Source organism: Planctomonas sp. JC2975 (genome assembly GCF_012985205.1).
Taxonomy (GTDB): domain Bacteria; phylum Actinomycetota; class Actinomycetes; order Actinomycetales; family Microbacteriaceae; genus Humibacter.
On sequence record NZ_JABEKS010000001.1, the window covers coordinates 1304826 to 1327544 of the forward strand.

18 protein-coding genes are annotated in these 22719 nt (G+C 69.0%); 6 read left to right on the forward strand and 12 right to left on the reverse strand.

From position 1 onward, the window contains the following. Positions 1 to 2: 2 nt before the first annotated feature. The 3 genes from HII28_RS06035 to HII28_RS06045 all read right to left on the reverse strand — a co-directional run bounded on the left by HII28_RS06035 (position 3) and on the right by HII28_RS06045 (position 2133). Entirely contained in the window at positions 3 to 1001 is a 999-nt protein-coding gene (locus HII28_RS06035; protein ID WP_205864580.1) for an aldo/keto reductase, read from the reverse strand. Next, positions 998 to 1360, reverse strand: a complete 363-nt coding sequence (locus HII28_RS06040) for a MerR family transcriptional regulator (RefSeq protein ID WP_170024573.1) — start codon at positions 1358 to 1360, stop codon at positions 998 to 1000. Before HII28_RS06040 ends, HII28_RS06035 begins: the two co-directional genes overlap by 4 nt. A gap of 116 nt (positions 1361 to 1476) precedes the next feature. Continuing rightward, positions 1477 to 2133 carry a nicotinamide mononucleotide transporter family protein gene (locus HII28_RS06045; protein WP_170024574.1) on the reverse strand — a complete coding sequence of 219 codons (657 nt, stop codon included), beginning with the start codon at positions 2131 to 2133 and terminating at the stop codon, positions 1477 to 1479. A 303-nt stretch (positions 2134 to 2436) separates the two neighbouring features. Between HII28_RS06045 and HII28_RS06050 the strand changes: the two genes are divergently transcribed. After that, the gene (locus HII28_RS06050; RefSeq protein WP_170024575.1) at positions 2437 to 2778 is read left to right on the forward strand and encodes a hypothetical protein; all 342 of its coding nucleotides are present in this window, start codon (positions 2437 to 2439) and stop codon (positions 2776 to 2778) included. A 21-nt stretch (positions 2779 to 2799) separates the two neighbouring features. Here HII28_RS06050 and HII28_RS06055 read toward each other — a convergent pair whose 3' ends face one another. The 4 genes from HII28_RS06055 to HII28_RS06070 form a co-directional block, all read right to left on the reverse strand. Next, on the reverse strand, positions 2800 to 4929 hold the full coding sequence (locus HII28_RS06055; protein ID WP_170024576.1) for a DUF255 domain-containing protein: 2130 nt from the start codon (positions 4927 to 4929) through the stop codon (positions 2800 to 2802). Positions 4930 to 4946: 17 nt separating this feature from the next. Next, a complete protein-coding gene (locus HII28_RS06060; RefSeq protein ID WP_170024577.1) occupies positions 4947 to 5705 on the reverse strand; it encodes a phosphotransferase in 759 nt (252 codons plus the stop codon). 147 nt (positions 5706 to 5852) lie between these two features. After that, the gene (locus HII28_RS06065) at positions 5853 to 6683 is read right to left on the reverse strand and encodes an aldo/keto reductase (protein WP_170024578.1); all 831 of its coding nucleotides are present in this window, start codon (positions 6681 to 6683) and stop codon (positions 5853 to 5855) included. Between the two features lie 32 nt (positions 6684 to 6715). Beyond that, on the reverse strand, positions 6716 to 7402 hold the full coding sequence (locus HII28_RS06070; protein ID WP_205864581.1) for a helix-turn-helix domain-containing protein: 687 nt from the start codon (positions 7400 to 7402) through the stop codon (positions 6716 to 6718). Positions 7403 to 7496: 94 nt separating this feature from the next. Here HII28_RS06070 and HII28_RS06075 point away from each other — a divergent pair, with 94 nt between their 5' ends. Continuing rightward, complete coding sequence (locus tag HII28_RS06075) at positions 7497 to 8870, forward strand: MFS transporter (RefSeq protein ID WP_170024579.1); 1374 nt, start codon at positions 7497 to 7499, stop codon at positions 8868 to 8870. A gap of 126 nt (positions 8871 to 8996) precedes the next feature. On the opposite strand, the gene HII28_RS06080 is transcribed toward HII28_RS06075, so the two are convergent. The 3 genes from HII28_RS06080 to HII28_RS06090 all read right to left on the reverse strand — a co-directional run bounded on the left by HII28_RS06080 (position 8997) and on the right by HII28_RS06090 (position 11891). Beyond that, on the reverse strand, positions 8997 to 10604 hold the full coding sequence (locus HII28_RS06080; protein ID WP_170024580.1) for a long-chain fatty acid--CoA ligase: 1608 nt from the start codon (positions 10602 to 10604) through the stop codon (positions 8997 to 8999). A 244-nt stretch (positions 10605 to 10848) separates the two neighbouring features. Then, entirely contained in the window at positions 10849 to 11160 is a 312-nt protein-coding gene (locus HII28_RS06085; protein WP_170024581.1) for an AzlD domain-containing protein, read from the reverse strand. Continuing rightward, positions 11157 to 11891 carry an AzlC family ABC transporter permease gene (locus HII28_RS06090; RefSeq protein WP_170024582.1) on the reverse strand — a complete coding sequence of 245 codons (735 nt, stop codon included), beginning with the start codon at positions 11889 to 11891 and terminating at the stop codon, positions 11157 to 11159. The genes HII28_RS06085 and HII28_RS06090 overlap by 4 nt, the downstream gene beginning before the upstream one ends. A 214-nt stretch (positions 11892 to 12105) precedes the next feature. Between HII28_RS06090 and hrpA the strand changes: the two genes are divergently transcribed. After that, on the forward strand, positions 12106 to 16038 hold the full coding sequence (gene hrpA, locus HII28_RS06095; RefSeq protein WP_170024583.1) for an ATP-dependent RNA helicase HrpA: 3933 nt from the start codon (positions 12106 to 12108) through the stop codon (positions 16036 to 16038). Positions 16039 to 16199: 161 nt separating this feature from the next. On the opposite strand, the gene HII28_RS06100 is transcribed toward hrpA, so the two are convergent. Next, positions 16200 to 16733: an NUDIX domain-containing protein gene (locus HII28_RS06100; protein WP_170024584.1), complete on the reverse strand. Its 534-nt coding sequence runs from the start codon at positions 16731 to 16733 to the stop codon at positions 16200 to 16202. Positions 16734 to 16774: 41 nt separating this feature from the next. On the opposite strand from HII28_RS06100, the gene HII28_RS06105 reads away from it, so the two are divergent. The 3 genes from HII28_RS06105 to HII28_RS06115 all read left to right on the forward strand — a co-directional run bounded on the left by HII28_RS06105 (position 16775) and on the right by HII28_RS06115 (position 21528). Continuing rightward, on the forward strand, positions 16775 to 17359 hold the full coding sequence (locus HII28_RS06105) for a GNAT family N-acetyltransferase (RefSeq protein ID WP_170024585.1): 585 nt from the start codon (positions 16775 to 16777) through the stop codon (positions 17357 to 17359). Between the two features lie 183 nt (positions 17360 to 17542). Continuing rightward, positions 17543 to 20248 carry a phosphoenolpyruvate carboxylase gene (locus HII28_RS06110; RefSeq protein WP_205864582.1) on the forward strand — a complete coding sequence of 902 codons (2706 nt, stop codon included), beginning with the start codon at positions 17543 to 17545 and terminating at the stop codon, positions 20246 to 20248. Between the two features lie 278 nt (positions 20249 to 20526). Then, positions 20527 to 21528, forward strand: coding sequence for a LacI family DNA-binding transcriptional regulator (locus tag HII28_RS06115; protein ID WP_170024587.1), 1002 nt, complete (start codon positions 20527 to 20529; stop codon positions 21526 to 21528). 285 nt (positions 21529 to 21813) lie between these two features. Here the strand turns inward: HII28_RS06115 and HII28_RS06120 are convergent, their stop codons facing one another. After that, on the reverse strand, positions 21814 to 22719 hold the full coding sequence (locus HII28_RS06120) for a carbohydrate ABC transporter permease (protein ID WP_170024588.1): 906 nt from the start codon (positions 22717 to 22719) through the stop codon (positions 21814 to 21816).

Sequence of the window (22719 nt, forward strand, 5' to 3'; positions counted from 1 at the left end):
GCTCACGCCGCGTCGGCGCCGCGCAGGGTCTGCTCGATGCGGTCGAACGCCTCGGGTGACAGCGGTCCGAACTCGGCCGCGCCCACGAGGTCATTCACCTGGCCGGCGTTGCGGAATCCGGGGATAGGCACCGCCCGGTCGGACCGCGCCCAGATCCACGCCAACGCACCCTGGACCAGCGAGCGGCCGTCCGATGTGAGGGCGTCGCGCACGGCGTCCAGGGCGACGAGATACTCCGGACTCGGCGTTCCCTTCACGAACCACTTCAGCCACTCCGGCTGATGCGTGCGCACGTCGTCGGCACCGGCGACCGGGCGGTCGGCCGAGTACTTCCCGCCGAGCAGTCCCATCGCGAGAGGCGAGCGGCAGAGCACGCCGAGGTCTGCCTTCTCGCAGAGCTCGAGCATCGCCGAGTTGTCGTCGAGCACGTTGAGCTCGATCTGCATGGCCGTGCAGTGGTCGCCGGCCACGAACGGCTGTGCCAGAGCAGGGTCGTCGGTGCTGACTCCGTACCAGGCGATGCTGCCGGCATCCACCAGCTCCTCGAGCGCAGCGAGCACGTCGTCAGCCTGGGCCGCCGTGATATCAGGCGTGTGCAGCTGGAACAGGTCGATCCTGTCGCGCCCCAGCCGTGCGAGGGACGCCTCCGCGGCGGAGCGCACATGCTCTGGCGACACGTCGACGCCGGTGAGCTGACGCGTCCGCTCGTCGATGACGTTGCCGAACTTCGTGGCGATCAGTACCTCGGGATGCGCAGCGAGCACCGGCCGGAGCGCGTGCTCTGCGTGTCCGGCGCCGTAGGCATCCGCAGTGTCGACGAGCGTCACACCCGCTTCGAGCCCTCGCTCCAGAGCGCGGATCGTCTCGCTCTCGTCGATGCCCGAATAGCCGAGCTTGAGGTCGCCGGCGGCCATGTCACCGCCGAGCGGCCACGTGCCGAGGCCCATCGCGCTCACCTCGATGCCCGATCGACCCAGTCGACGGGTGGGAAAGCCTGTCACAACGTGATCCCCTCGTAGTAGCTGATCTTGCGTTCGATGTAGCGCAGCGCCTCCTGCTGACGGCGCAGGTCCTCGATCACGCGCTCGCGGTGGGCGCGGAGCACCTCGAGGCGCGCATGAGCCGTTCCGTCGCCCTCCCTGGCGAGCTCGACGAACTCGCGGATGGCGCGGATCGGCATGGCCGTCTGCCGCAGGCATTTGATGACGTCGATCGACTCGAGGTCGTCGTCGGAATAGGCGCGGCGACCGCTGGCATCCCTTCCGACCGGAGACAGGATGTCGGCACGCTCCCAGTAACGGAGCGTCTCGGCCGAGACGCCGAAATTCGCGGCGGCCTGAGAGGGAGTCATCGTCGTCATGTCACCATCGTGACCCCCGGAGCACGCTCCGGGTCAAGTCGGCGACGAACCAGGGTGCGGCAGAGCCACAGTGAGGTCGGGCCGATGGCGGGGATGCCCGATGGTCGGCGGGGAGCTCAGGCCACGAGGTCTTCGTCGACGATCTCGTCCGCGATCGGGAAGTCGAGGACTTCGGATGCCCGCGCATCACGTCGCCACTGCACCCAGCCGTACACGGCGAGAGCACCGGCCGCTGCCGAGACGATCGCTCCCGCCCACGAACCGCTCGCCGCTGCGAGCCCGAGAGAGACGACGGCACCGGCGAGTACGACCCACCAGCCCGTGACGAGCCCCCTGGCGAGAGCAGCGAGCTGCACGAAGAGGGCGGCCACGACGACGGCGCCGCCCCACGAGACCGAGTCCTCCGTCTGCGCCGTCAGCGCGTAGGCGACCACCACCGTGGCGATCGCGAAGAGCACGACCCCGTAGGCCATCTCCCTGCCGGTCGCGAACCGCACGGCCATGGCTTGCGAGCGACGATGCCGCCAGCCGTATGCGCAGAGCGCGGCCACGACGATGCGGATGCCGGAATCCACCCACCGTCCGTCGACCAGCGCAAGAGCGGCGAGCACGAGTGCGGCGATCGCTCCGACGGACCACACCCACCGTGCGCCGCGCGCCGCCGCACCCTCGCACACGAGGAACGCGAGCGCACCGAGTACCGAAGGAAGGGCGATCGCCTCCGTGCCGAGCGTCACGAACGGCCCGTTGATCCAGTCGAGCACGGCGAACATAGGGGCCTTTCTCGACGGGGTTGCTGGGGGCCACACCATTGTGCCGCGATCGAGGGTCGGCTGAATGGTTCGAGGGGGCCACCCGTGAAGTCCTGAGGGAATCGTTATGCAGGCGAGACCGTGCGCGGACGACCCGCCCGCGCCGTCCGTCACGACGCCTTCTCCCTCAACGGCCGAACTCCGACACCGTTCGACACGCGGCCGGTGGGCGATTCGCACGTGTCGTGCGCCCGTCGTACCCTTGTCGCACATCGGTCGCCTGCCCGGCGTCCGATCCGGCCGCAGTGAGGGGAGGCCTTGCGGATGAACGCACACCACCGGCATCCGATGAGCCTCGAAGTGCTGCGCCAGGAAGCCAGGGACGAACTCGCCGCCGTGATCGAGTTCCGGTGCCGTCTCGGCGACGATCCGTGGGAGTTCCTGCCCGACCTTCCGACCGTGGACGAACAAGTCGTCCTGACCCTCCGCGAAGAGACGATCGAGGCGCACGACCTCGGCGAGGCCCGCTCCCGTGCGTACCATCCGGCTTCGCCGTCGAGCGCGCGTGAACGCTTCGAGTATCAGCTGCTGCGTCGCGTGGCGCTCGACCATCCAGAGCTCACGCCGGCCGTGTGGGGCATGCTCGGGCGGCTCAACGCGGCCTGAACCGCGCACTCCGGCCTACCGTCAGATCTCGAACGGCCGAGGCAGTTCGCACCGGAATGCGGTGCAGAGGTACTCGGTCGGCCGACCGTTCAACGCGATTCGCGACTCGAAGAGCCCGAAACCGTCGGCTGCGAGGACGGATGCCGCCCCCTCCGTGACAGCGACGCCCACCGCATCCGCGCCGAGCGTGCGCGACCGGCGTGCCGTCTCACGATGCACCGCCGCGGCCCGAAGGGGCGACTCCGCGACCGCGGCCGAGGCCGGACCACTCGACGACTCGTCCGCCGCCGACACGTCCACCGGCGACTCGTCGGATGCGGAGCCTCCCGGCTCAGACGGATCCCCGCCGTCCCCCTGCAGGATCACGACCAGCTGCCGGAGATCCTCGCCCAGCGCCGTCGCGACGCGGAGGATCCCCCCGAACGCGATCGGCGATGCCACAGCTCGCCGCCCGACCGCCGCCACAGCGGCACGGGCTGCCGCGTCGTAGCGCGGGTCGTCGGTGAGCGCGTAGAGCACTCGCGCCGCATCCGCGAGCGAGGACACCCCACCGGGGTACGCACCCTCCGACGGATCCGCATCCGCGACGATCCGGTGCGCCGACAGGACGGAGTCGCCGCCTCCCGGCACGGCGAACGTGCGGGCCTGCGGGTCGTGTGCCGAGCCGGAGGTCGTGTCTGATGCGTCGGCTGACGCATGCGGTTTCGCGGCCTCTTCCTGCCGGGTCGCCGCATCCACGGCGGTTGCCCCGCCGGCAGACGCGTCACTCGTCGCCGCATCGAGGGTTGCGTCCACCAGGGTGCGTGCCGCGACCGCGAATCGCGGCTCGCCGGTGGCGAGGAACACATCGAGCAGGCCGCGGGCGAACAGACCGTAGTCCTCAAGGGCAGCGCTCGCGGCCGAGAGACGGCCGTCCAGACTCGTCCGCACGAGCACACGGCGGTCGTCCGTGGTGTGCTCAGCCAGCAGCGAGTCCGCGGTCTCGGCGGCGACGGCGATCCAGTCCGCGTGTCCGAGCAGGGCTCCGGCATGCGCCAGGGCGCCGATGGCGAGGCCGTTCCAGCTCGTCAGGACCTTCCGATCCAGTCCGGGCCGAGGCTGGGCGGCTCGTTCGTTCGCATCCAGCAGGTAGTACGCACCCTCGCGCCGCACCCCGTCCACGTCGCTCTCCGAATCCTGCGCCGAGGCGAACCCCCCGGTCACACGCATCGTGCCGAGGAGGAACGCTGCGATGCCTTCGGCGACGGCCGCGGAATCGGCATCGCCGCCGGTCTCGCCGACCGCGGCGTCGGCATAGAGCCGCAAGAGGCCGGCGTTGTCGTACAGCATCCGCTCGTAGTGCGGCACTCCCCAGTCGCGGCGCGTTCCGTACCGGAAGAATCCGCCGTCGACCGGATCGCGCAGTGCGGAAGCAGCCATCCGCTCCAGCGTGTGCCTGGCCGCCCATTCGCCGACCGGGACGCCGCTGCCGAGCAGGAACCCGAGAACGGGCACGACAGGGAACTTCGGACCCGAGTAGTCGGGCGGGTTGCCGAATCCGCCGAACTCGGGGTCCTCCGCCGCGGCCAGCGCTGTCGCCGCCGACTCGAGCTGCCGCGATGACGGCACGGATGCCCGACCGGAGTCACCCGCGGAAGTCGCCTCGTCAGCACGCAGAGCCCCGACGGCGGATGCCACGCGCGATGCCGTGTCGGCGACGTCCGCGCGACGGTGGGTCCAGGCATCCGTCACGGCATCGAGGATCTGCGCGAACGACGGCATGCCTGCCCGCGGCTCCGGCGGAAAGTACGTGCCGGCGAAGAACGCCTGTCCGTCCGGCGTGGCGAACACGCTGAGCGGCCAGCCGAGATCGCGGGTGAACGCGGCAGCCGAGGCGAGGTACGCGGCATCCACGTCCGGATGCTCCTCGCGGTCGATCTTGACGGGGACGAACTGCGCATTGAGGCGCTGCGCGAGCATCGGGTCGCTGAACGTCTCGCGCGCCATGACGTGGCACCAGTGACAGGTGGCGTACCCGATCGAGATGAACAGCGGGACATCCCGTTCACGTGCCTCGGCGAACGCCTCCTCACCCCACGGATGCCAGTCCATCGGATTGTCGGCGTGGGCCAGCAGGTAGGGACTGACGGCATCGGCGAGACGATTGGGCATGTCTCGACTGTAGGAGTTCAGACCGCGCGCGGCTCGAGGAAGTAGGAGTCGAGGCATCGCGGAGCCGAAGCCCGAAGCCACGCGGCTTCCGTCGCGGTGTTGCTCGGGTTGAGAGCGCGAAACGCGATGGCCTCGTCGAGCCCGTCCCGTGGGTCTGCGCCGCAGGTCTCCAGGTAGGCATCGACGAAGAGCGCCCGGAACGGCTCGATGCGCTCCACGACCTCCGCCGGAGCCTCCAGTTCGGCACCGAGCGTGAGGATCACCGTGATCGCCGTGTCCATGGCCGCGGTCCCGGCACCCACGTCCGTCCAGTCGATGACGACGGGTCCGCGTTCGCTGAGGATCACGTTCTGCGGATGCAGATCCCGATGCACGATCACCCGACGGGCCACATACCCGCCGTCGAGCCCACGTGCGCCATCCGTGCCCGAGATGTCCGCGCCCCCGACCTGTCCGGCCGAGACGCTTCCCAGCCACGCCGGTGCGTCGAGTCGGTGCAGCCGCTCGTGGAGTTCGCCGAGCAGCCGGCCGTAGCGACGGTATTGACCTGGTTCGTGCAGCAGCGCCTCGAAGAGCGTGCCGCCGTCGACGCGCTCCATCACGAGATCGGTGCCGTCGGCATCGAACACGTGCGGAACAGGGAACCCGCGCTCTTCGAGGTGCAGCATCACGCGCGCCTCGAGCCCGGCGTCGATGTCCGATCGGTAGCGACGCAGCACGCGTCCGCGTTCCACCTCGTAGACGTCGGCGCTGCGCCCCTGCGCGATGAGCTCCATGACCTGAGCCTACGGCGCACGACGACACCGGTCGGCGATCCACGCGCTCATCCCGCGACCGCTGCACCGGATTCGTCTGCTGCGCACCACCTCGACCGCGCTTCACCGTGTACCCCACGACCCGTCGCGGTGCCGGGGGCGCCGTTCTCAGCCGACCTGAAGCGGATGTCCGCCGCGCCGGCCTTCTTCTGCCTTGTCGAGCGCGGCGATGGCGTCGAGGTCGGCGGGCGTGAGCTCGAAGTCGAAGATGTCGAGGTTCTCGACCATCCGCTCGCGGTGATTCGACTTGGGGATGGCGATGTTCCCGTCATGCATGTGCCAGCGCAGCACGACCTGCGCGACCGTCTTGCCGTGCGCATCCGCAATGCGTCTCAGTTCGGGCGCCTCGCTCAACGAGCCACCCCCGAGCGGATACCACGCCTCGGTCGCGATGCCGTGCTCGGCATGGAACGCCTTGAGCTCGCGCTGCTGGAAGTCGACGTGCAGCTCCACCTGGTTCACCGCCGGGACGACGCCCGTCTCGGCGATGATGCGTTCGAGGTGCTCGATCCGGAAGTTCGAGACGCCGATGGAGCGGGCCCGGCCGCTCTCGGCGATCGCGATGAGTGTCTTCCACACGCTCGGATAGATGTCCTTGGCCGGCACGGGCCAGTGGATCAGATACAGGTCGACGGCGTCGAGGCCCAGCGCATCGAGGCTGGCCTGGAATGCGTCATCCGGGTGTTCCTGGTCGCCGTTGGCGAGCTTCGTGGTGATCCAGAGGTCGTCGCGGTCGATGCCTGACGCGCGCACCGCATCGCCGACGCCCGCCTCGTTCCGGTAGCCGGCTGCCGTATCGATGTGGCGGTAGCCGACCTCGAGCGCGGTTCCGGCGATCTCCGCCGTGCGATCGGGATCCACGCGGAACACGCCGAACCCGAGCTGCGGGATGGCGGTGCCGTTGTTCAGGGTGATGGTGGGAACGTTCGTCTCCGACATGGGTGCAACGCTACCGAGCGTGCCGGGAACGTTCACGCCTGCCGGTCGGACGGCTCGTCGACAGAGGCACGTGGTTCGGCCGATGGCACGGCATCCGTCGGACGAGGGTTGCCGACGAACGCTGCGGTGAAATGGAAGACGCGATCCGGGTCGTCCTGGCTCTCCGAGAGCCGGTCGATCCCGTGCTGTCGCCAGCGCTCCATCACCTGGATCACCTCCTCCGCCATTCGCCGGGACTCGTCTCTGGTGAGCATCGCTGCGCCGAGATAGATCGCGCGGGTCGTGTTCGGCTCCTGCGGAATGCTCTCGTCGAGCATCCCGCGCAACCAGTCGAGCCGCTCGGCCGCGAACGGATCAGCGGCGATGGCGCCGCCGCCCGCGGCTTCGCCCGGCAGGTTCAGGCCTCCGGGATGGGTCATCCGCCACACTCTGTCGCGCGCGTCCCTGGCATGCTCTGGCGACTCCTCGATCAGTCCAGCCTTGGCCAGGACACGAAGGTGGAAGCTCAGCGAGTTCGCCGGTTCGCCGATGATGTCCGCAAGGTCGGCTGCTCTGGCGTGACCGCGCGCTCCCAGCTCCCACATGATCCGCTGCCGCATGGGATGCGTCAGCGCTCGCAGCATGACGGGGTCGGTCACGGTGAACGACTGCAGCAGGCCGACCTCGTCCTGGCCGGTCTCCGTCTCGGCACTCGACCCGGTCTCTTGCGGTGCGTTCACGCTGGGATCCTCATATGTCCGAGTCTAGCCGTTCTGCAAATCCCATTGCGCAATAGTCCTTGCGCAATACTTCTTGTGCATCTAGAGTGGCCACATGCCCAGAACCCGACGGATGCCGACGGCCACCGACACGACCATGAAGGTCGACATCGGCAGCAGTACGGATGTCCCAGAGACGACAGACACGGCTCCGACTGCCCTCCCGGCCGATAGCGCGGCTGTTCGCCACGGAGCGACCCTGTGGGGCAACGCCCCCTACCTGCTGTTGATGACCGGCAAGACCGGCCAGCTCGTCGGAGCGGGCGTCGCCGCGTTCGCCGTGCCGCTCGTCGCATTCGCGGTGACCGGCTCCGTGTTCCTGGCCGGAGTCATCACGGCCGTGGCCGAGGTCGGTGTGCTGGTCGTCACCCTTCCAGCCGGCATGATCGCCGACCGCGTCGATCGTCGCCGGCTGATCATCGTCTGCTCGGCGATCGGCATCGCACTCTGGGCGTCTCTCGCGATCACGGACGCCGCCGGCGCGCTCGGCGGGTGGCAGCTCGCGGCCACGCTCGCCGCGGCTTCGGCGGTAGCGGCGTTCTACGGGCCGGCCGAGACCGCGTCGATCCGTTTCGTGGTCCGGCCAGAACAGCTGGGATCGGCCATGGCGGCCATGCAGGGTCGCAGCGCGGCAGCGTCTCTCGCAGCGGCACCGCTCGGCGGTCTGCTCTACGGGCTCTCGCGCGCGCTGCCGTTCGTGGCCGGCATCCTCGGCTACCTGGTGGCCGGCATCACCGCGCTCGCCGTCCGCGCTCCACTGAACGACCCGCCTTCTTCCGAGCAGGCGAGCGGTGCGGGATCGATCGCCGAAGGCATCCGCTTCGTGCTCGGCGTGCCGTTCCTGCGGCTGGGCGTCGTGGTGTTCGCCGCGATCAACCTGGCTTTCGACGGCGTCGTCGTTGGGGTGAACCTGCACCTCGTGGCCGCGCACACTGCACCGCTCGCCATCGCAATGGTCGACGTGGCCGTCGGCATCACGATGATCGCGGGGTCGGTGCTGGCGCCGACGCTCGTGAAGCGGTTCCCGACCGGATGGCTCGCCGTGGCGTGCCTGATCCCGTCAGGACTCGGGGCGGTCGGCATGGCCGTCACCGACGACTACGCGGGCTACATCGTGTGGTCGTGCGTGATGACCGCGTTCATCCCCACGGTCAACGCGGGCCTCCTGGGCTACGCCGCCGCGATCACGCCGCTCTCCCTCCAGGCTCGGATGAGCTCGGTCGTCATGATCTCGTCCCTCGCCGTCGCCCCGATCGCTCCGGTGATCGCGGGCTGGGCGTTGCCGACGCTCGGCGTGCCGTTCACGCTCGGTGCGTTCGGCGCGCTGCTCCTCGCCAGCACCGTCGCCCTCGGCGTCGCGCGTTCCGTTCGTCGCATCGGACGCCCTGGCACCTGGGAGTCCGACGCACTCACCGCAGCCGCCGGTTGAGCCTGCGGCGGGCCACCGGTTCCGGCGCATCACATCGCGTCTGCGACGTGACGGCCGCACGTGCTGGGGAGCGAAACCAGCATGCAGCACCCGGAGTTCGACGGACTCGCGCGGCGGTATTGCGGGCTACACGTCGTAGACGCGGATGAGCTCGCGCTTCAGCACCTTGCCGCTCGGGCCGAGGGGCAACGTCTCCACGATCACCAGGCGTCGCGGGAACTTGTAGGCCGCGACCCGCTCCTTCGCGTGCTCGATGAGTTCCTCCGGCGTCGCCGTCGCACCGGGCATGAGCGTGACGGCCGCCATGATCTCCTGTCCGTGGGTTTCGTGCGAGACCCCGAACACCGCCACCATCGAGACGGCCGGATGCGCGGACAGCACCTCCTCCACCTCACGCGGGTAGACGTTGTAGCCGTTGCGCACGATCATGTCCTTCTTGCGGTCGACGATCGTCACGTAGTCGTCGTCGCTCTTGGTGCCGAGGTCGCCCGTGCGGAACCATCCGTCGATCACCGCTTCCGCCGTCGCCTCCGGAAGGTGCAGGTATCCCTTCATGAGGTTGTGTCCGCGCACCACGATCTCGCCGAGCTCGCCCCGCGGGAGCAGTGCGATGCGGTCGTCGACATCCGCGTCTGCGATCTCGACCTCGACGCCCCAGAGCGGCTGGCCGACGGTGCCGGCGCGGGTCGGCTTGCCGACCACGTTGAACGTCGCGACCGGGGAGGTCTCGGTGAGGCCGTATCCCTCGTGGATGTTCACGCCGTACACCTCCTCGAAGCGCTCGATGACCGCAAGCGGCAGTGCCGAGCCTCCCGAGAGGCCGTATTTCAGCGGCGGACGTTCCGGATTCGCCTTCGCCGCCTCCAGCAGTGCGATGTACATGGTCGGGACGCCGGTCATGATCGTGCACTTGTGCTTGTTCAGCAGTTCGAGTGCCGTCGCACCGTCGAACTTCGGCACGAGCACGACCGTGGCGCCTGCGCGGAAGCCCACGTTCATGACGCACACCTGGCCGAAGGTGTGGAAGAGCGGGAGGCAGCCGAGCACCCTGTCGTCCGCACCCAGGTCGAACGCGTCGGTGAGGAGCGAGCTGGTCTGCTCGACGATGGCGAAGTGGCATCCCTCGGCACCCTTCGGCTTGCCGGTGGTGCCGCTGGTGTAGAGGATCGTCGCGGTGTCGAACGGGTTCATCGGCTCGTACCCGTCGACGGGCTGGGCCGCGGACGCCTCGTCCTCCAGCCGCGGGAACGGCAGGGATTCCTTCATCTCGTCGGGCACCAGCACGCTGAGCACGTCGATGCCGGCCTGTGCCGCGCCCTTCGCTCCCTCGCCGAGCAGCGGCGCCGCGCAGATCAGTGCGCTCGCGCCGGAGTCCTCGAGGACGTAGGCGATCTCATCCGCCTTCAGAAGAGCGTGCACGGGAACGACGACGCCGCCGAGCGCGAGGATCGCGAAGTACACGCGAGGAAAGTCCGGGACGTTCGGGATGAGCACCGCGACCGGCGTCCCGCGACTGACACCGCGGGCCTTGAGGGCGCCGGCGTAGCGCCGCGTCTCCCACCACAGCTGGGCGTAGGTGATCTCCTGGTCGCCGAAGATGACTGCGATCCGATCGGGATTCTGACGGGCCGCCTCGGTGAGGATCGAGGCGACCGAGATGGTCGCGAATCCGGTGGGCTGGGAACCCTGTCCATCGGAGGCGGAAACGGGTTCGGCATTCAGGACGTCGGTCATGGCTGCTCCTTGTCGTCATTGACATGGAAAGTGGGTCGCCCGCCCAGGTCGGCGGTGTTGCAAGAAACCTACACTCTGTCGCGCGCTCCGGACGCCCCCAGTCCCGCCGACATTTCACCCCCACCCCACGGCTGCGAAAGCAGCAGGATCAGCTGTCGTGCATGCAGAACAGCAGGATCACTGCTGTTTCCAACGACAGCTGCTGTTTTCGGCACGGCTTGCCGCGACCGCCGCATCGGCGCGTTCATGGCAGGCCCGCGAGGCGCAGGAGCGCGGCGGCCGCCGCTCCGACGATGACCACCACGAGGAACGGCGCCTTGAACAGCAGGGCGATCAGCGCTGCGACGAGCGATCCGATCCTCGAGTCGAAGGCCAGCTGCTGTCCTGACGCCAGCGTGTTGATCACGGTGAGGGATGCCAGCAGACCGATCGTGAGCGTGCCTGCGATGCGAGTCATCCGCTTGTTCTTCAGCCATGCTGCCGGCACGAGGTAGCCGATGAGCTTCGTGAGGTACGCGACAATGCCCGCCGCGAGGATGTAGAGCCAGGTGGTCACGGCATCCGCCCTTCTTCTGCTGGATCCACGAAGTCGGGCTCGAGTCCCTCATCGGCCGAGCCGACACCGAGGAAACCCCACACCGCAGCGACCACGGCAGCCACCAGCACGGGGATCCCCGGCGGCACGAACGGAATGACGACCACCGTCACGACGGCACAGGCCACGGCGATGGCGACCGGCTCCCGCGCCTTGAGCCGCGGCCAGAGCAAGCCGAGGAACGCGGCGACGGCGGCACCGTCGAGGCCCCATGCCTTGGGATCGCCGATGGCGTTGCCGAGCAACGAGCCGACGGCGGTGAACACATTCCACAACAGGAATATGCCGATCCCAGTGACCCAGAATGCGCGTTTCTGCTCCGCCGGATCCGTCTGCGCGCTGGCCGTTGCCATCGACTCGTCGATCGTGACGTGGGCGGCGCCCAGGCGCAGCAATCCTCGTGGCTGCAGCAGCGCGTTCAGCTGCATGCCGTAGACGGCATTGCGGATGCCGAGCAGGGCGGCCGACCCGAGCGCAGCGCCTCCCCCTCCGCCGCCGGCGAGAACGCCGATGAACGCGAACTGCGAGCCACCGGAGAACAGCAGCAGGCTGAGCACCTGGGTCTGCCAGAAGTCCAGGCCGGATGCCACTCCCAGCGCGCCGAACGACACGCCGTAGAGCCCGGTGGCGACGGCGACGGATGCTCCGGTGCGCGCCGCTGGAGAGCGCCAGAGCGAGTGCCAGAGTTTCACGCGGACAGTCTGCCAGTGCGCACTCCGTCGCCCGGACTCGGCGCTTCTCGTCGAGCCTTCCGCACACGCCCGACACCCAGCTCGGGCTCACGCCCTCGAGAGCGTGACCCGCTCGGCGACTCGGCGGCCACGACGGCAGAGCGGCTCCCAGCCACGCACCGACCCGATCGCGCACGCCCGGCGGGGACGCCCACACGAATAGAATGGAGGGCTCATGTCTTCCGTGCCGCCCGCCGAATCGTCCCCGACCGCCGTTGCGGGCATCCCCGTCATCTATTTCCCACCCGAGCTGCCCGTCTCAGAGCGCCGGGAGGAGATCGCGCGCGCCATCGAGGCGAACCAGGTCGTGATCGTCGCGGGAGAGACCGGATCCGGCAAGACCACCCAGCTGCCGAAGATCTGCCTCCAGCTGGGGCGCGAGTCCATCGGGCACACCCAGCCCCGCCGCATCGCGGCGAGGGCGATCGCCGAGCGCGTCGCCGAAGAGCTCGGAGACGAGGTCGGAGGCCTGGTCGGCTACAAGGTGCGGTTCACCGACGAGGTGTCGAAGGCGACACGCATCAAGGTGATGACCGACGGCATCCTGCTCAACGAGATACACCGCGACCGCGACCTGACCGCGTACGACACGATCATCATCGACGAGGCGCACGAACGCAGCCTCACGATCGACTTCCTGCTCGGCTACCTGAAGCGGCTGCTGCCCAGGCGCCCCGACCTCAAGGTCATCGTCACCAGCGCGACCATCGACCCGGAGAGCTTCGCGAAGCACTTCGCGGATGCCGCAGGCAACCCGGCGCCGGTGATCGAGGTCTCCGGACGCACCTATCCCGTCGAGGTGCGGTACCGACCGCTCGTCGCGGACGACGAGGGCGATGACGACGATGTGGACGCGACGCCCTCCGTCGACAGGGACTATCTGACCGGCATCACGGATGCCCTTGACGAGCTCGGCCGCGAGAAGGCGGGCGACGTGCTCGTGTTCCTCTCCGGCGAGACCGAGATCCGGGATGCGGAAGACGCGATCCGCGGACACCTCACGCGCCGCGGCGACGCGGCAACGACCCAGGTGCTGCCGCTGTACGGACGCCTGTCGTCCGCGGATCAGCATCGCGTGTTCGGGCCGGTGCCCGCCGGGATCCGCCGCCGTGTCGTGCTGTCGACGAACGTCGCGGAGACGAGCCTGACCGTGCCGGGCATCCGCTACGTGATCGACGCCGGAACGGCGCGCATCTCGCGGTACTCGACAAGGGCGAAGGTGCAGCGACTGCCGATCGAGGCCATCTCGCAGGCGTCGGCGAAGCAGCGCTCAGGGCGCTCGGGCCGCACGAGCGACGGTATCGCGATACGGCTGTATTCCGAAGAGGACTACGAGAAGCGGCCGGAGTTCACGGAGCCGGAGATCCTGCGCACGAACCTCGCCGCCGTCATCCTGCAGATGATCTCGCTCGGGCTCGGTGACATCGAGGCCTTCCCATTCCTCACCCCTCCTGATTCGCGCGGTGTCAAGGACGGCCTCGACCTGCTCGCGGAGCTGAACGCAACGCACCGTACGGAGCACGCCCCCGACAGCGGGTCGACGGCGAGCATCAGGTTGACGAAGACGGGGCGCACCCTCGCCCGCTTGCCCATCGACCCCCGCTTCGGACGGATGCTCGTCGAGGCCGGCCGACAGGGCGTCGTTCGCGAGGTAATGGTCATCGTCGCGGGGCTGACCATCCAGGACCCTCGGGAGCGTCCTCTCGAGCGCAGGGCGCAGGCGGATCAGCAGCACGCCAGGTTCACGGATCCGACCAGCGACTTCCTCACCCTGCTGAACCTCTGGAACCATCTGGAGGACAAGCAGAGGGAGCTCGGATCCAGCGCGTTCCGCCGCCTCTGCAAAGCGGAGTACCTCAACTACCTGCGCATCCGCGAATGGCAGGACCTGTACCGGCAGCTTCGCCGCACGGCGAAGCCGTTGGGCCTGGCACCTGGGGACCCGAAGGTCGACGGCGACGGCATCCACCGGTCGCTGCTCTCGGGGTTGCTCTCGCACATCGGACTCCGCGACGCCCAGAAGAAGGACTACGTCGGCGCCCGCAACCAGCGCTTCCTGGTCTTCCCGGGATCCGTTCTGGCGAAGAAGCAGCCGCAGGCCGTGATGAGCGCGGAGCTCGTGGAGACGAGCCGGCTGTTCGCCAGGATGAACGCGGCCATCGACCCGGCATGGGCGGAGCCGCTCGCGGGCGACCTGGTGCGCCGCAGCTACAGCGAACCGCACTGGGAGAAGCGACAGGGATCAGCCGTCGTCTACGAGAAGGTGACGCTGTTCGGCGTGCCGATCGTGCCACGGCGGCGAGCGCAGCTCAGTCGCATCGACGCTCCGCTCGCCCGCGAGCTGTTCATCCGGCACGCCCTCGTCGGCGGCGAATGGCCAGGCGACACCCGCGATCACGCGTTCGACTTCCAGCGTGCGAACGCCAGACTCCGCGCCGAGCTCGAGAAGGTGGAGGAGCGCACGAGACGGCGCGACATCCTGCTCGACGACGAGGCGATGGTGTCGTTCTTCGAGCGACGCATCCCGCAGGAGGTCACCGACACCCGCTCCTTCGAGGCCTGGTGGCGACAGGAACGGCGCACCGATGGGCGCCTTCTCACCATGCGCCGCGAGGACCTCGTCGACGACGTCGATGAGGCGAAGGTCGACGAGAACGCCTTCCCGCCGGTCTGGCAACAGGGCGATCAGCGACTCGCGCTGAGCTACCGCTTCGAGCCAGGCGAGGCCGACGACGGAGTGACGGCGCAGGTGCCGCTCGCGCTGCTCCCCCGCCTGAGCCCCGTCGGATTCGACGCCCAGTTGCCCGGACTGCGCACGGAGCTGATCACCGCGTTGATCCGCACATTGCCGAAGGCGTTGCGGCGCTCGGTCGTGCCCGCGGCCGACTGGGCGGCGCGCATCGCGGCCGAGCTTCCGACCGGAATCGGATCCGGCGCGGCCCAGGTCACCGCCGGAACAGGAACGGCGAAGTCCGCGCCCGAATCCGAGCCGTTCACGGCGATCCTGTCGCGCACCATCCGCCGTCTCACCGGAACGCCGGTGGACCCGACCGACTTCGACGTCGAGCGCGTTCCGCCGCACCTGCGAGTGACGTTCCGCGTCGTCGACGAGCGCTCCAAGGTGGTCGCGGCGGGCAAGGATGTCGTCGAGCTGCAGCGCAAGCTCGCGCCGAAGGTGCGCGAGTCGGTGGCCAAGGCATCCGTTCGTCGGCGGGATCCGATCGAACGCACCGGTCTCACCTCCTGGGACTTCGACGAGCTGCCGCGCTTCGTCGACACGGAGCAGGGCGGACGCGGAACGGGGATGCCGCGCAGCGTCATCCGCGGATATCCGACGCTCGTCGCGGAGAAGGGCGGCGTCGCGATTCGCGTCGTCGGCACGCAGCAGGAGCAGGAGCGGTCGCTCCCGGATGGCGTGCGCGCGCTCCTGCTGAACGTCATCCCCTCCCCCACCGGCTACGTGCAGGAACACCTCACCGGCGCCGAGAAGCTGGCGCTGGCCGCGAGTCCGTATCCGTCGACGAAGGCCCTGTTCGAGGACTGCCTCGCTGCGGTCATCGACGACGCGCTCTTCGAGGCCGCGCCGGGCGGGCTCGTGTTCACGCGCGCGCAGTTCGATGGCATCCGCGATCGCGTATCGACCAGCGTGATGGATGCCCTGTTCGACACGGTCTCACTCGTCGCGCGCATCCTCGCCGAGCATCGCTCGGCGGAGAAGGTGTTGTCCGCGACATCGTCCATCGCGCTGCTCGGAGCACTCACCGACGCCAAAGCGCAGCTCGCCGGCCTCGTCTTCCCCGGATTCGTCTCGCGAACCGGACGCGCCCAGTTGCGTCACCTGCCGCGTTACCTGCAGGCGCTGACGTGGCGCATCCAGCGGCTCCCCGACAATCCGGGACGCGACCGCGTGTGGATGACCGAGGTGCAGACCGCGATGGCGCGCTTCACGGATGCCGGCGGCAGCATCCCGCTCCCGCCGCACGCCAAGGCGTCCCTGGTGCACGCCCGCTGGATGATCGAGGAACTCCGTGTCGGCCTGTTCGCCCAGCACCTCGGCACGGCCGAGACGGTGTCGCTGCAGCGCATCCAGAAAGCGCTGGCCGCCTGACGCGAAGGTGCCCGTTCCGCCTCCCGAAAGTGCCCGTTCCGCCTCCCGAACGTGCCCCTTCCTCCCCCGGAACGTGCCTGTTCCTCCCCCCGAAAGTGCGCGTTCCGCCTCCCGAAAGTGCCCGTTCCTCCCCCTGAGGCTGCGCCTTCCTCTCGAGCGGATCACTCACGCGTGAGAGCATCTCTTGCCCGGGCCAGCCGGGTGCCCAGCCCGGGAGCAACGTCCGACGGCAGGTCATGGATCGGGAACCAGCGCACATCGAGGCTTTCGTCGCTGACCGTCACCACCGCATCCGGGTCGACGACCGCGACGAAGCTGATGTCCCAGTGCGCGGTGCAGGCGAACCGTCCGTGGAGTTCGTGACGTTCCAGATCCACAATCAGATCGGACGTCACCTCCAGGTCGTCGATGCCGGACTCCTCGCGCGCCTCCCGTTGCGCCGTTGCCACGATGGTTGCGTCATCCGCTTCGATGTGGCCGCCGAACTGCACCCAGAACCCGCCCTTCCTGTGGAAGCACAGCAGAGTGCTGCTCAGGTCGGGCGAGAAGACGAAGCAGGATGCCGTGACGTGCTCCGGTCCGCCGTCCCGCCGCAGCGCCGCATCACCGCGCGCCGACACGAAGCCGACGAACGCGTCGCGGACTTCCGACGGGCCGGCGGCGACAAGACGGGCGAGAGTGTCGTCGAGAATCATGCAGCCATTCTGCCGGGGCTCCGTGGCCCTATCCTCGCTTCATGGATGCCGATGCCTCGCACCCCGTGAACGACGACGGTGCTCTTCCGCGCCGTGATGACGGTCTTCGCCTCATCAGCGACGACGGGGCTGTGGAGATCCGCGACGCAGTGCCGGCGGATGCCGAAGCCATCGCCCGCGTTCATGTGGACACCTGGCGCGAGACGTACTCCGGAGTGCTCGCAGAGCGGTACTTCTCGGAGGAGGCGTACCAGGACCGGCCGCTGATGTGGACCGGATACCTCTCGCTGCGGCCGCGCCCCGGCCGGCTGTCCGTCGCCGTCCACGACGGACGCATCGTCGGCTTCGCCAATGCCGCCGACTCGGCCCTGCCCGCCGCCTCGCACGGAATCCCGCCGGCACGTCCGCTGCACCTGTTCGCGATCTACGTACGCGCTGCCGTCTACGGCACGGGAACCGGACGGGCTCTTCTCGATGCGGTGATCGGCGACGATCCGGCACAGCTCTGGGTGCTGCGCGGCAACGAACGGGCGATCGCGTTCTACGAGCGCAATGGATTCGCCTTCGACGGTGTCGAGTACCGCGATCCTGCAGACGACAGGATCGAGCTCCGAATGGTGCGATGACGGGCACCTTCCAGCGGAGGAACGGGCACCCTCGGGCGGAAGAACGGGCACCCTCGGGCGGAGGAACGGGCACCCTCGGGCGGAGGAACGGGCACTTTCGGGGAAGGACGGGAGCGTCGTCGGCGCTCGGGTCGCGTCCGCTCGGTTCGCTGGTATCCCATGTGCTGGGTACCCTGGACAGCGATGACGAACGGTGCCCCCTCGAATCACCCGCTTGAAGACGCCCAGGCGCGCGCCCTGCGCAGCGGCGACGTGCCGGAAGCGCTGCGCTCCGACGTGCGCTTCCTCGGTGAACTGCTCGGCCGTGTGCTGATCGAGTCCGGCGGGCAGGACCTGCTCGACGACGTCGAGAAGCTGCGCGCGCTCACGATCGATGCCTACGAACGCAAGGGCGAGGCGTCCATCGAAGACGCTGAAGCCCTCGTCGAGGGCTTCAGCCTGCAGCGCGCCGAGCAGGTGGCGCGCGCGTTCACGTGCTACTTCCACCTCGTGAATCTCGCGGAGGAACGGCACAGGGTACGCGTGCTGCTCGCCCGCGACCCGTGGGCGACGGACGGCCACCGTCCCGCCGAATCCTTCGCAGCCGCGTTCGCCGCCGTCAGCGCCGAGCTGGGCGACGAGGAGGCCAGGGATCGCGTCGAGAACCTCGAGTTCCGTCCCGTGCTCACCGCGCACCCGACCGAGGCCCGTCGTCGTGCGATCGCGTACAGCATCCGCCGCATCAGCGACCTCGTCGCAGAGCACGACGATCCCCGCCTCGGCACGCTGGCCCAGTCGGAGAACGAACGCCAGCTCCTCGCCGAGATCGACACCCTGTGGCGAACTGCGCCGCTGCGGTCGACACGCCCCACCCCGCTCGACGAGGTGCGCACGGCGATGAACATCTTCGACCAGACCCTTTTCCAGGTGATCCCGCAGGTCTACCGTCTCATCGACGAGCGTCTTGCCGGACCGGACGCCTCCCCGCGCCGCCCCGACGCACGGGCCTTCGTGCGCTTCGGATCGTGGATCGGTGCCGACCGCGACGGCAACCCCTTCGTGACCGCCAAGGTGACGCGCAAGGCTGCGGCGATCGCATCCGAGCACGTGCTCCTCGGACTCGAACGCGCCACGGACCGGATCGGACGCACCCTCACCCTCGATGCCGGCGACACCCCGCCCAGCCAGGAACTGCAGGAGCTCTGGCGACGCCAGCGCGCCCTCGCAGAGGACCTCACGGCCGACGTCGCCACCCGCTCGCCCAACGAGCCGCACCGCCGAGTGCTGCTGGTGGTCGCCGAGCGGATCCAGGCCACACGGCGTCGCAACGCCGACCTCGCCTACGAGAACCCGGATGCCCTCCTCGACGACCTGAGGATCGTGCAGCGCTCGCTCGCCGAGGCCGGTGACCTGCGCAACGCCTACGGAGAGGTGCAGCACCTCATCTGGCAGGTCGAGACCTTCGGATTCCACCTCGCAGAGCTCGAGGTGCGCCAGCACTCCAAGGTGCACCGTCAGACGCTCGAGGCGATCGCGGCCGGAGCGCACGGCGACGACGACCTCGACGAGATGAGCGCAGAGGTCCTCGACGTGTTCCGCGTGATCGCGCACCTGCAGAGCAGGTACGGCGTGGACGCCGCCAAGCGCTACATCATCTCGTTCACGCAATCCGCCGACGACATCGCCAATGTGTTCCGGCTGGCCGAGCACGCACTCGGGTCAGCGGAGGCTGCACCGGTGCTCGACGTCATCCCGCTGTTCGAGACGTTCGACGATCTGAACGCGTCGACCGAGATCCTCGACCTGATGATCACCCTCCCCGAGGTGCAGAAGCGGCTGGAGCAGACCGGCCGGCGCCTCGAGGTGATGCTCGGCTACTCCGACTCGTCGAAGGATGTCGGTCCCGTCTCGGCGACCCTCGCGCTCTACGACGCCCAGGCCCGCATCGCGCAGTGGGCGAAGCGCAACGACATCGTCCTCACGCTCTTCCACGGACGCGGCGGAGCACTCGGACGCGGCGGCGGACCGGCCAACGAGGCCGTGCTCGCACAGCCGCCGGGATCCGTCGACGGCCGGTTCAAGCTCACCGAGCAGGGCGAGGTCATCTTCGCCCAGTACGGGGATCCGGTCATCGCCGTTCGCCACCTGGAGCAGATCGCCGCGGCGACGCTGATGGCATCTGTCCCCTCCATCGGCGAACGGAACGCGAGCGCCGCCGCCGAGTTCGCACCGCTGGCCGCCCAGCTCGACAAGGTCAGCAGGGAGCGCTTCTACGAACTCGTGCGCGCTGACGGATTCGCGCCGTGGTTCGGCCGCGTCACGCCGCAGGAGGAGATCGGACTACTGGCACTCGGATCCCGTCCGGCACGCCGTGGGCTCTCGCTCGAGTCCCTCGAGGACCTGCGCGCGATCCCGTGGGTCTTCGCCTGGACGCAGGCCCGCATCAACCTCACCGGATGGTTCGGGCTCGGCTCGGCGCTCGCCGCCGTCGGCGATGAGAAGCTCCTGCGGGACGCCTACGACCGGTGGCCGCTCTTCCGCACCATGATCGAGAACGTCGAGATGTCGCTCGCGAAGACCGACGAGCGCCTCGCCCGCCGCTATCTGGCGCTCGGTGATCGCGACGAGCTCGCGCAGCTGGTGCTCGACGAAATGGCGCTGACGCGCGAATGGGCGCTCAAGACGAGCGGCGCATCCGAGCTCGTCGCCGGCCGCCCCGTGCTGAGCCGGGCCGTACGCCTGCGCAGCCCGTACGTCGACGCCCTGTCGCTGCTGCAGCTGCGCGCATTGCGCGCCCTGCGCTCCGACGCGGATGCCTCCACCATCGACGAGACACAGCAGGACGAGTTGCGCCGCCTGCTCCTGCTCAGCGTGAACGGAGTCGCGGCCGGCCTGCAGAACACCGGCTGATCTGCGTTGTCTTGCGCGCCGCTCCCCGCGCGGCGCGCCGCAGTCAGCGCCCTGCACGGCTGCGTTCGGCGGCGTACACGCCGCCGCCTCGTGGAGCGTGTCGCGCCCCCGAGACACTGACTTGTCACGAACTCCTTCTCAGCATGAAGGGCGCCGCGGCGGAGTCCGGAAAGGGCTCCGCTCCCAGCTCCAGCGCGCCCTGGCTCAGGCGACGGTGATTCAAGACTCCCGCGACGGTAGGCTCACGGAGAGACATCCTGTCTCGGGCGGAGGTCTGCGTGCGCGCAACGGTGAAGGACGTCGCCGCCATGGCAGGCGTGTCGCCGAAGACCGTCTCGAACGTGATCAATGGCATCGTCTTCGTGCGTCCGGAAACCCGGGAACGCGTCGAGAAGGCACTGACCGAACTCGACTATGTGCCCAACCTGAGCGCACGCGGGCTGCGCAACGGACGAACGGGCGTCATCGCACTCGCCCTCCCCGATCTCGCCACCGCATACTCAGCCGAGATGGGCCACCACTTCGTGGAGGCCGCACACGATCGCGGATGGGCCGTGCAGCTCGAGGAGACCGGCGGCCGTCCGGAGCGCGAGGAGCTGCTCCTGTCGCGCGCAAGGGCGCACCTTGTCGACGGCCTGGTGCTCAATCCCGTGGTCTCGGACGAGTTCGCGCTGCCCGACGATCCCTCGCGCATCCCCGCCGCCGTCGTGATCGGCGAGGTCGAGCAGAAGCGGCTCGACCAGGTGCGCGTGGATCCCGTGCGGGCGGCATATGACATGACGACGCTGCTCCTCCAGGCGGGTCACCGGCGCATCGCCGTGCTCGGTTCGCCCGTGACGTCGGCCACGTTCACCGCCCGGCTGCGCACCGTCGGTTACCGGGAGGCGCTGGCGGATGCCGGCATCCGGCACGACCCCGCCCTGGAACTCGGCTGCGACGACTGGTCACCGCGCGGAGGTGCCGCGACGCTCGCAGTCTTCCTCGAGCGCAACCCGCTGCCCGACGCCTTGTTCTGCTTCACGGACTCGCTCGCCATCGGCGCCCTCAGCGAGCTCTGGCGGCGCGGCATCCCGGTGCCCCAGGCCGTCTCCGTCGCCGGATTCGACGATGTCGCGCACGGCGAGTTCGCCAGTCCGCCGCTCACCACCGTGTCGTTCGACAAACGCGCCTTCGCGGATGTGGCGCTCGACCGCCTCGCCGACCGCATCTCGGACCCGGCGCGTGCGGCCTCCGTCACGACCGTTCCGCACCGGATCATCGAGCGCGACAGCACGCGCTGACCCGGGCACGGCTGCAGCTCTCCGGTCGACGCCGCCCGTCTTCACGACGGAGGACGCCTTCTGGCTGTTCGATGGCGCGAGGTTCAGCCTCGTCCTGGACTGCACGGCTCACCGAGGGTGGCTGTGCAAACGGGCGATGGGCTCGCGTGGAGCGTCAGTGCCCTGAGGCGGTTGCTCGCGCACAGCCGTTCGGAGCGCTGACGGACGAGGACCGGATGCCTGCGCCCAGACATCCGGTCCCCTTCCCCGGCATGTGCGTCGTGGTCCGCCGGGCGGACCGGGACGTCAGCCCTTGAGGCCGCTGCCCGTGACGCCCTCGACGATCTGACGCTGGAAGATCAGGTACAGGATGATCAGCGGCAGCGCCGCGAGGATCGCTCCCGCCTGGATGTCGGCGTAACGCTGCCCGAAGCTGCCCTGCACCGTGGCGAGCCCGACCGGGATGGTCATCAGGTTCGGGTTGGACAGCACGAACAGGGGCAGCAGCAGGTTGTTCCAGACGCCGACGAACGTGAGGATCGTCACCGCCGCCAGCACCGGACGCGACAGCGGCAGCACGACGGACCAGTAGATCTTCCAGAGGCCTGCGCCGTCGATCCGCGCCGCTTCCTCGAGCTCCCGGGGGATGCCGTCGAAGAACTGCTTGAAGATGAACACCGCGATCACCGCCGGCACCTGCGGGAAGATCACCGACCAGTAGGTGTTCAGGAGGTTCATCGCGTTGAGCTCCTGGAAGATCGGCACGATGAGCACCTGGCTCGGGATCATGATGCCGAGCACGATCAGCAGCAGCACGACGTTCGAGAACCGGAACCTCAGCCGCGACAACGCGAACGCTGCCATCGACGCGAAGAACACGGTGAGCACCGCCGTGAACACCGAGGTGATCGCGCTGGCGATGTACCAGTTCCAGATGTCGCCCGCCTGGAAGTACGACGCGTAGGAGGCGAGCGTCGGGTTCCAGTCGCCGAGAATGGCCGACGCGCCGAGGGCTGCCGTGCCGTTGTCGGTGAGCGAGGTCTTCAGTGCGAAGAGGCTCGGGATCAGCCAGACGATCGCGAAGACGATCAGCACGATGAGCGCGACGATGTTGAACGTGCGCCCGCTCACGCGCGTCGACGGCGCCGTGCGCGCCGGTGCCGCTGCGGAGATCGGAGACTTCATGCGGGGACGTGCGGTCGTAGCCGACAT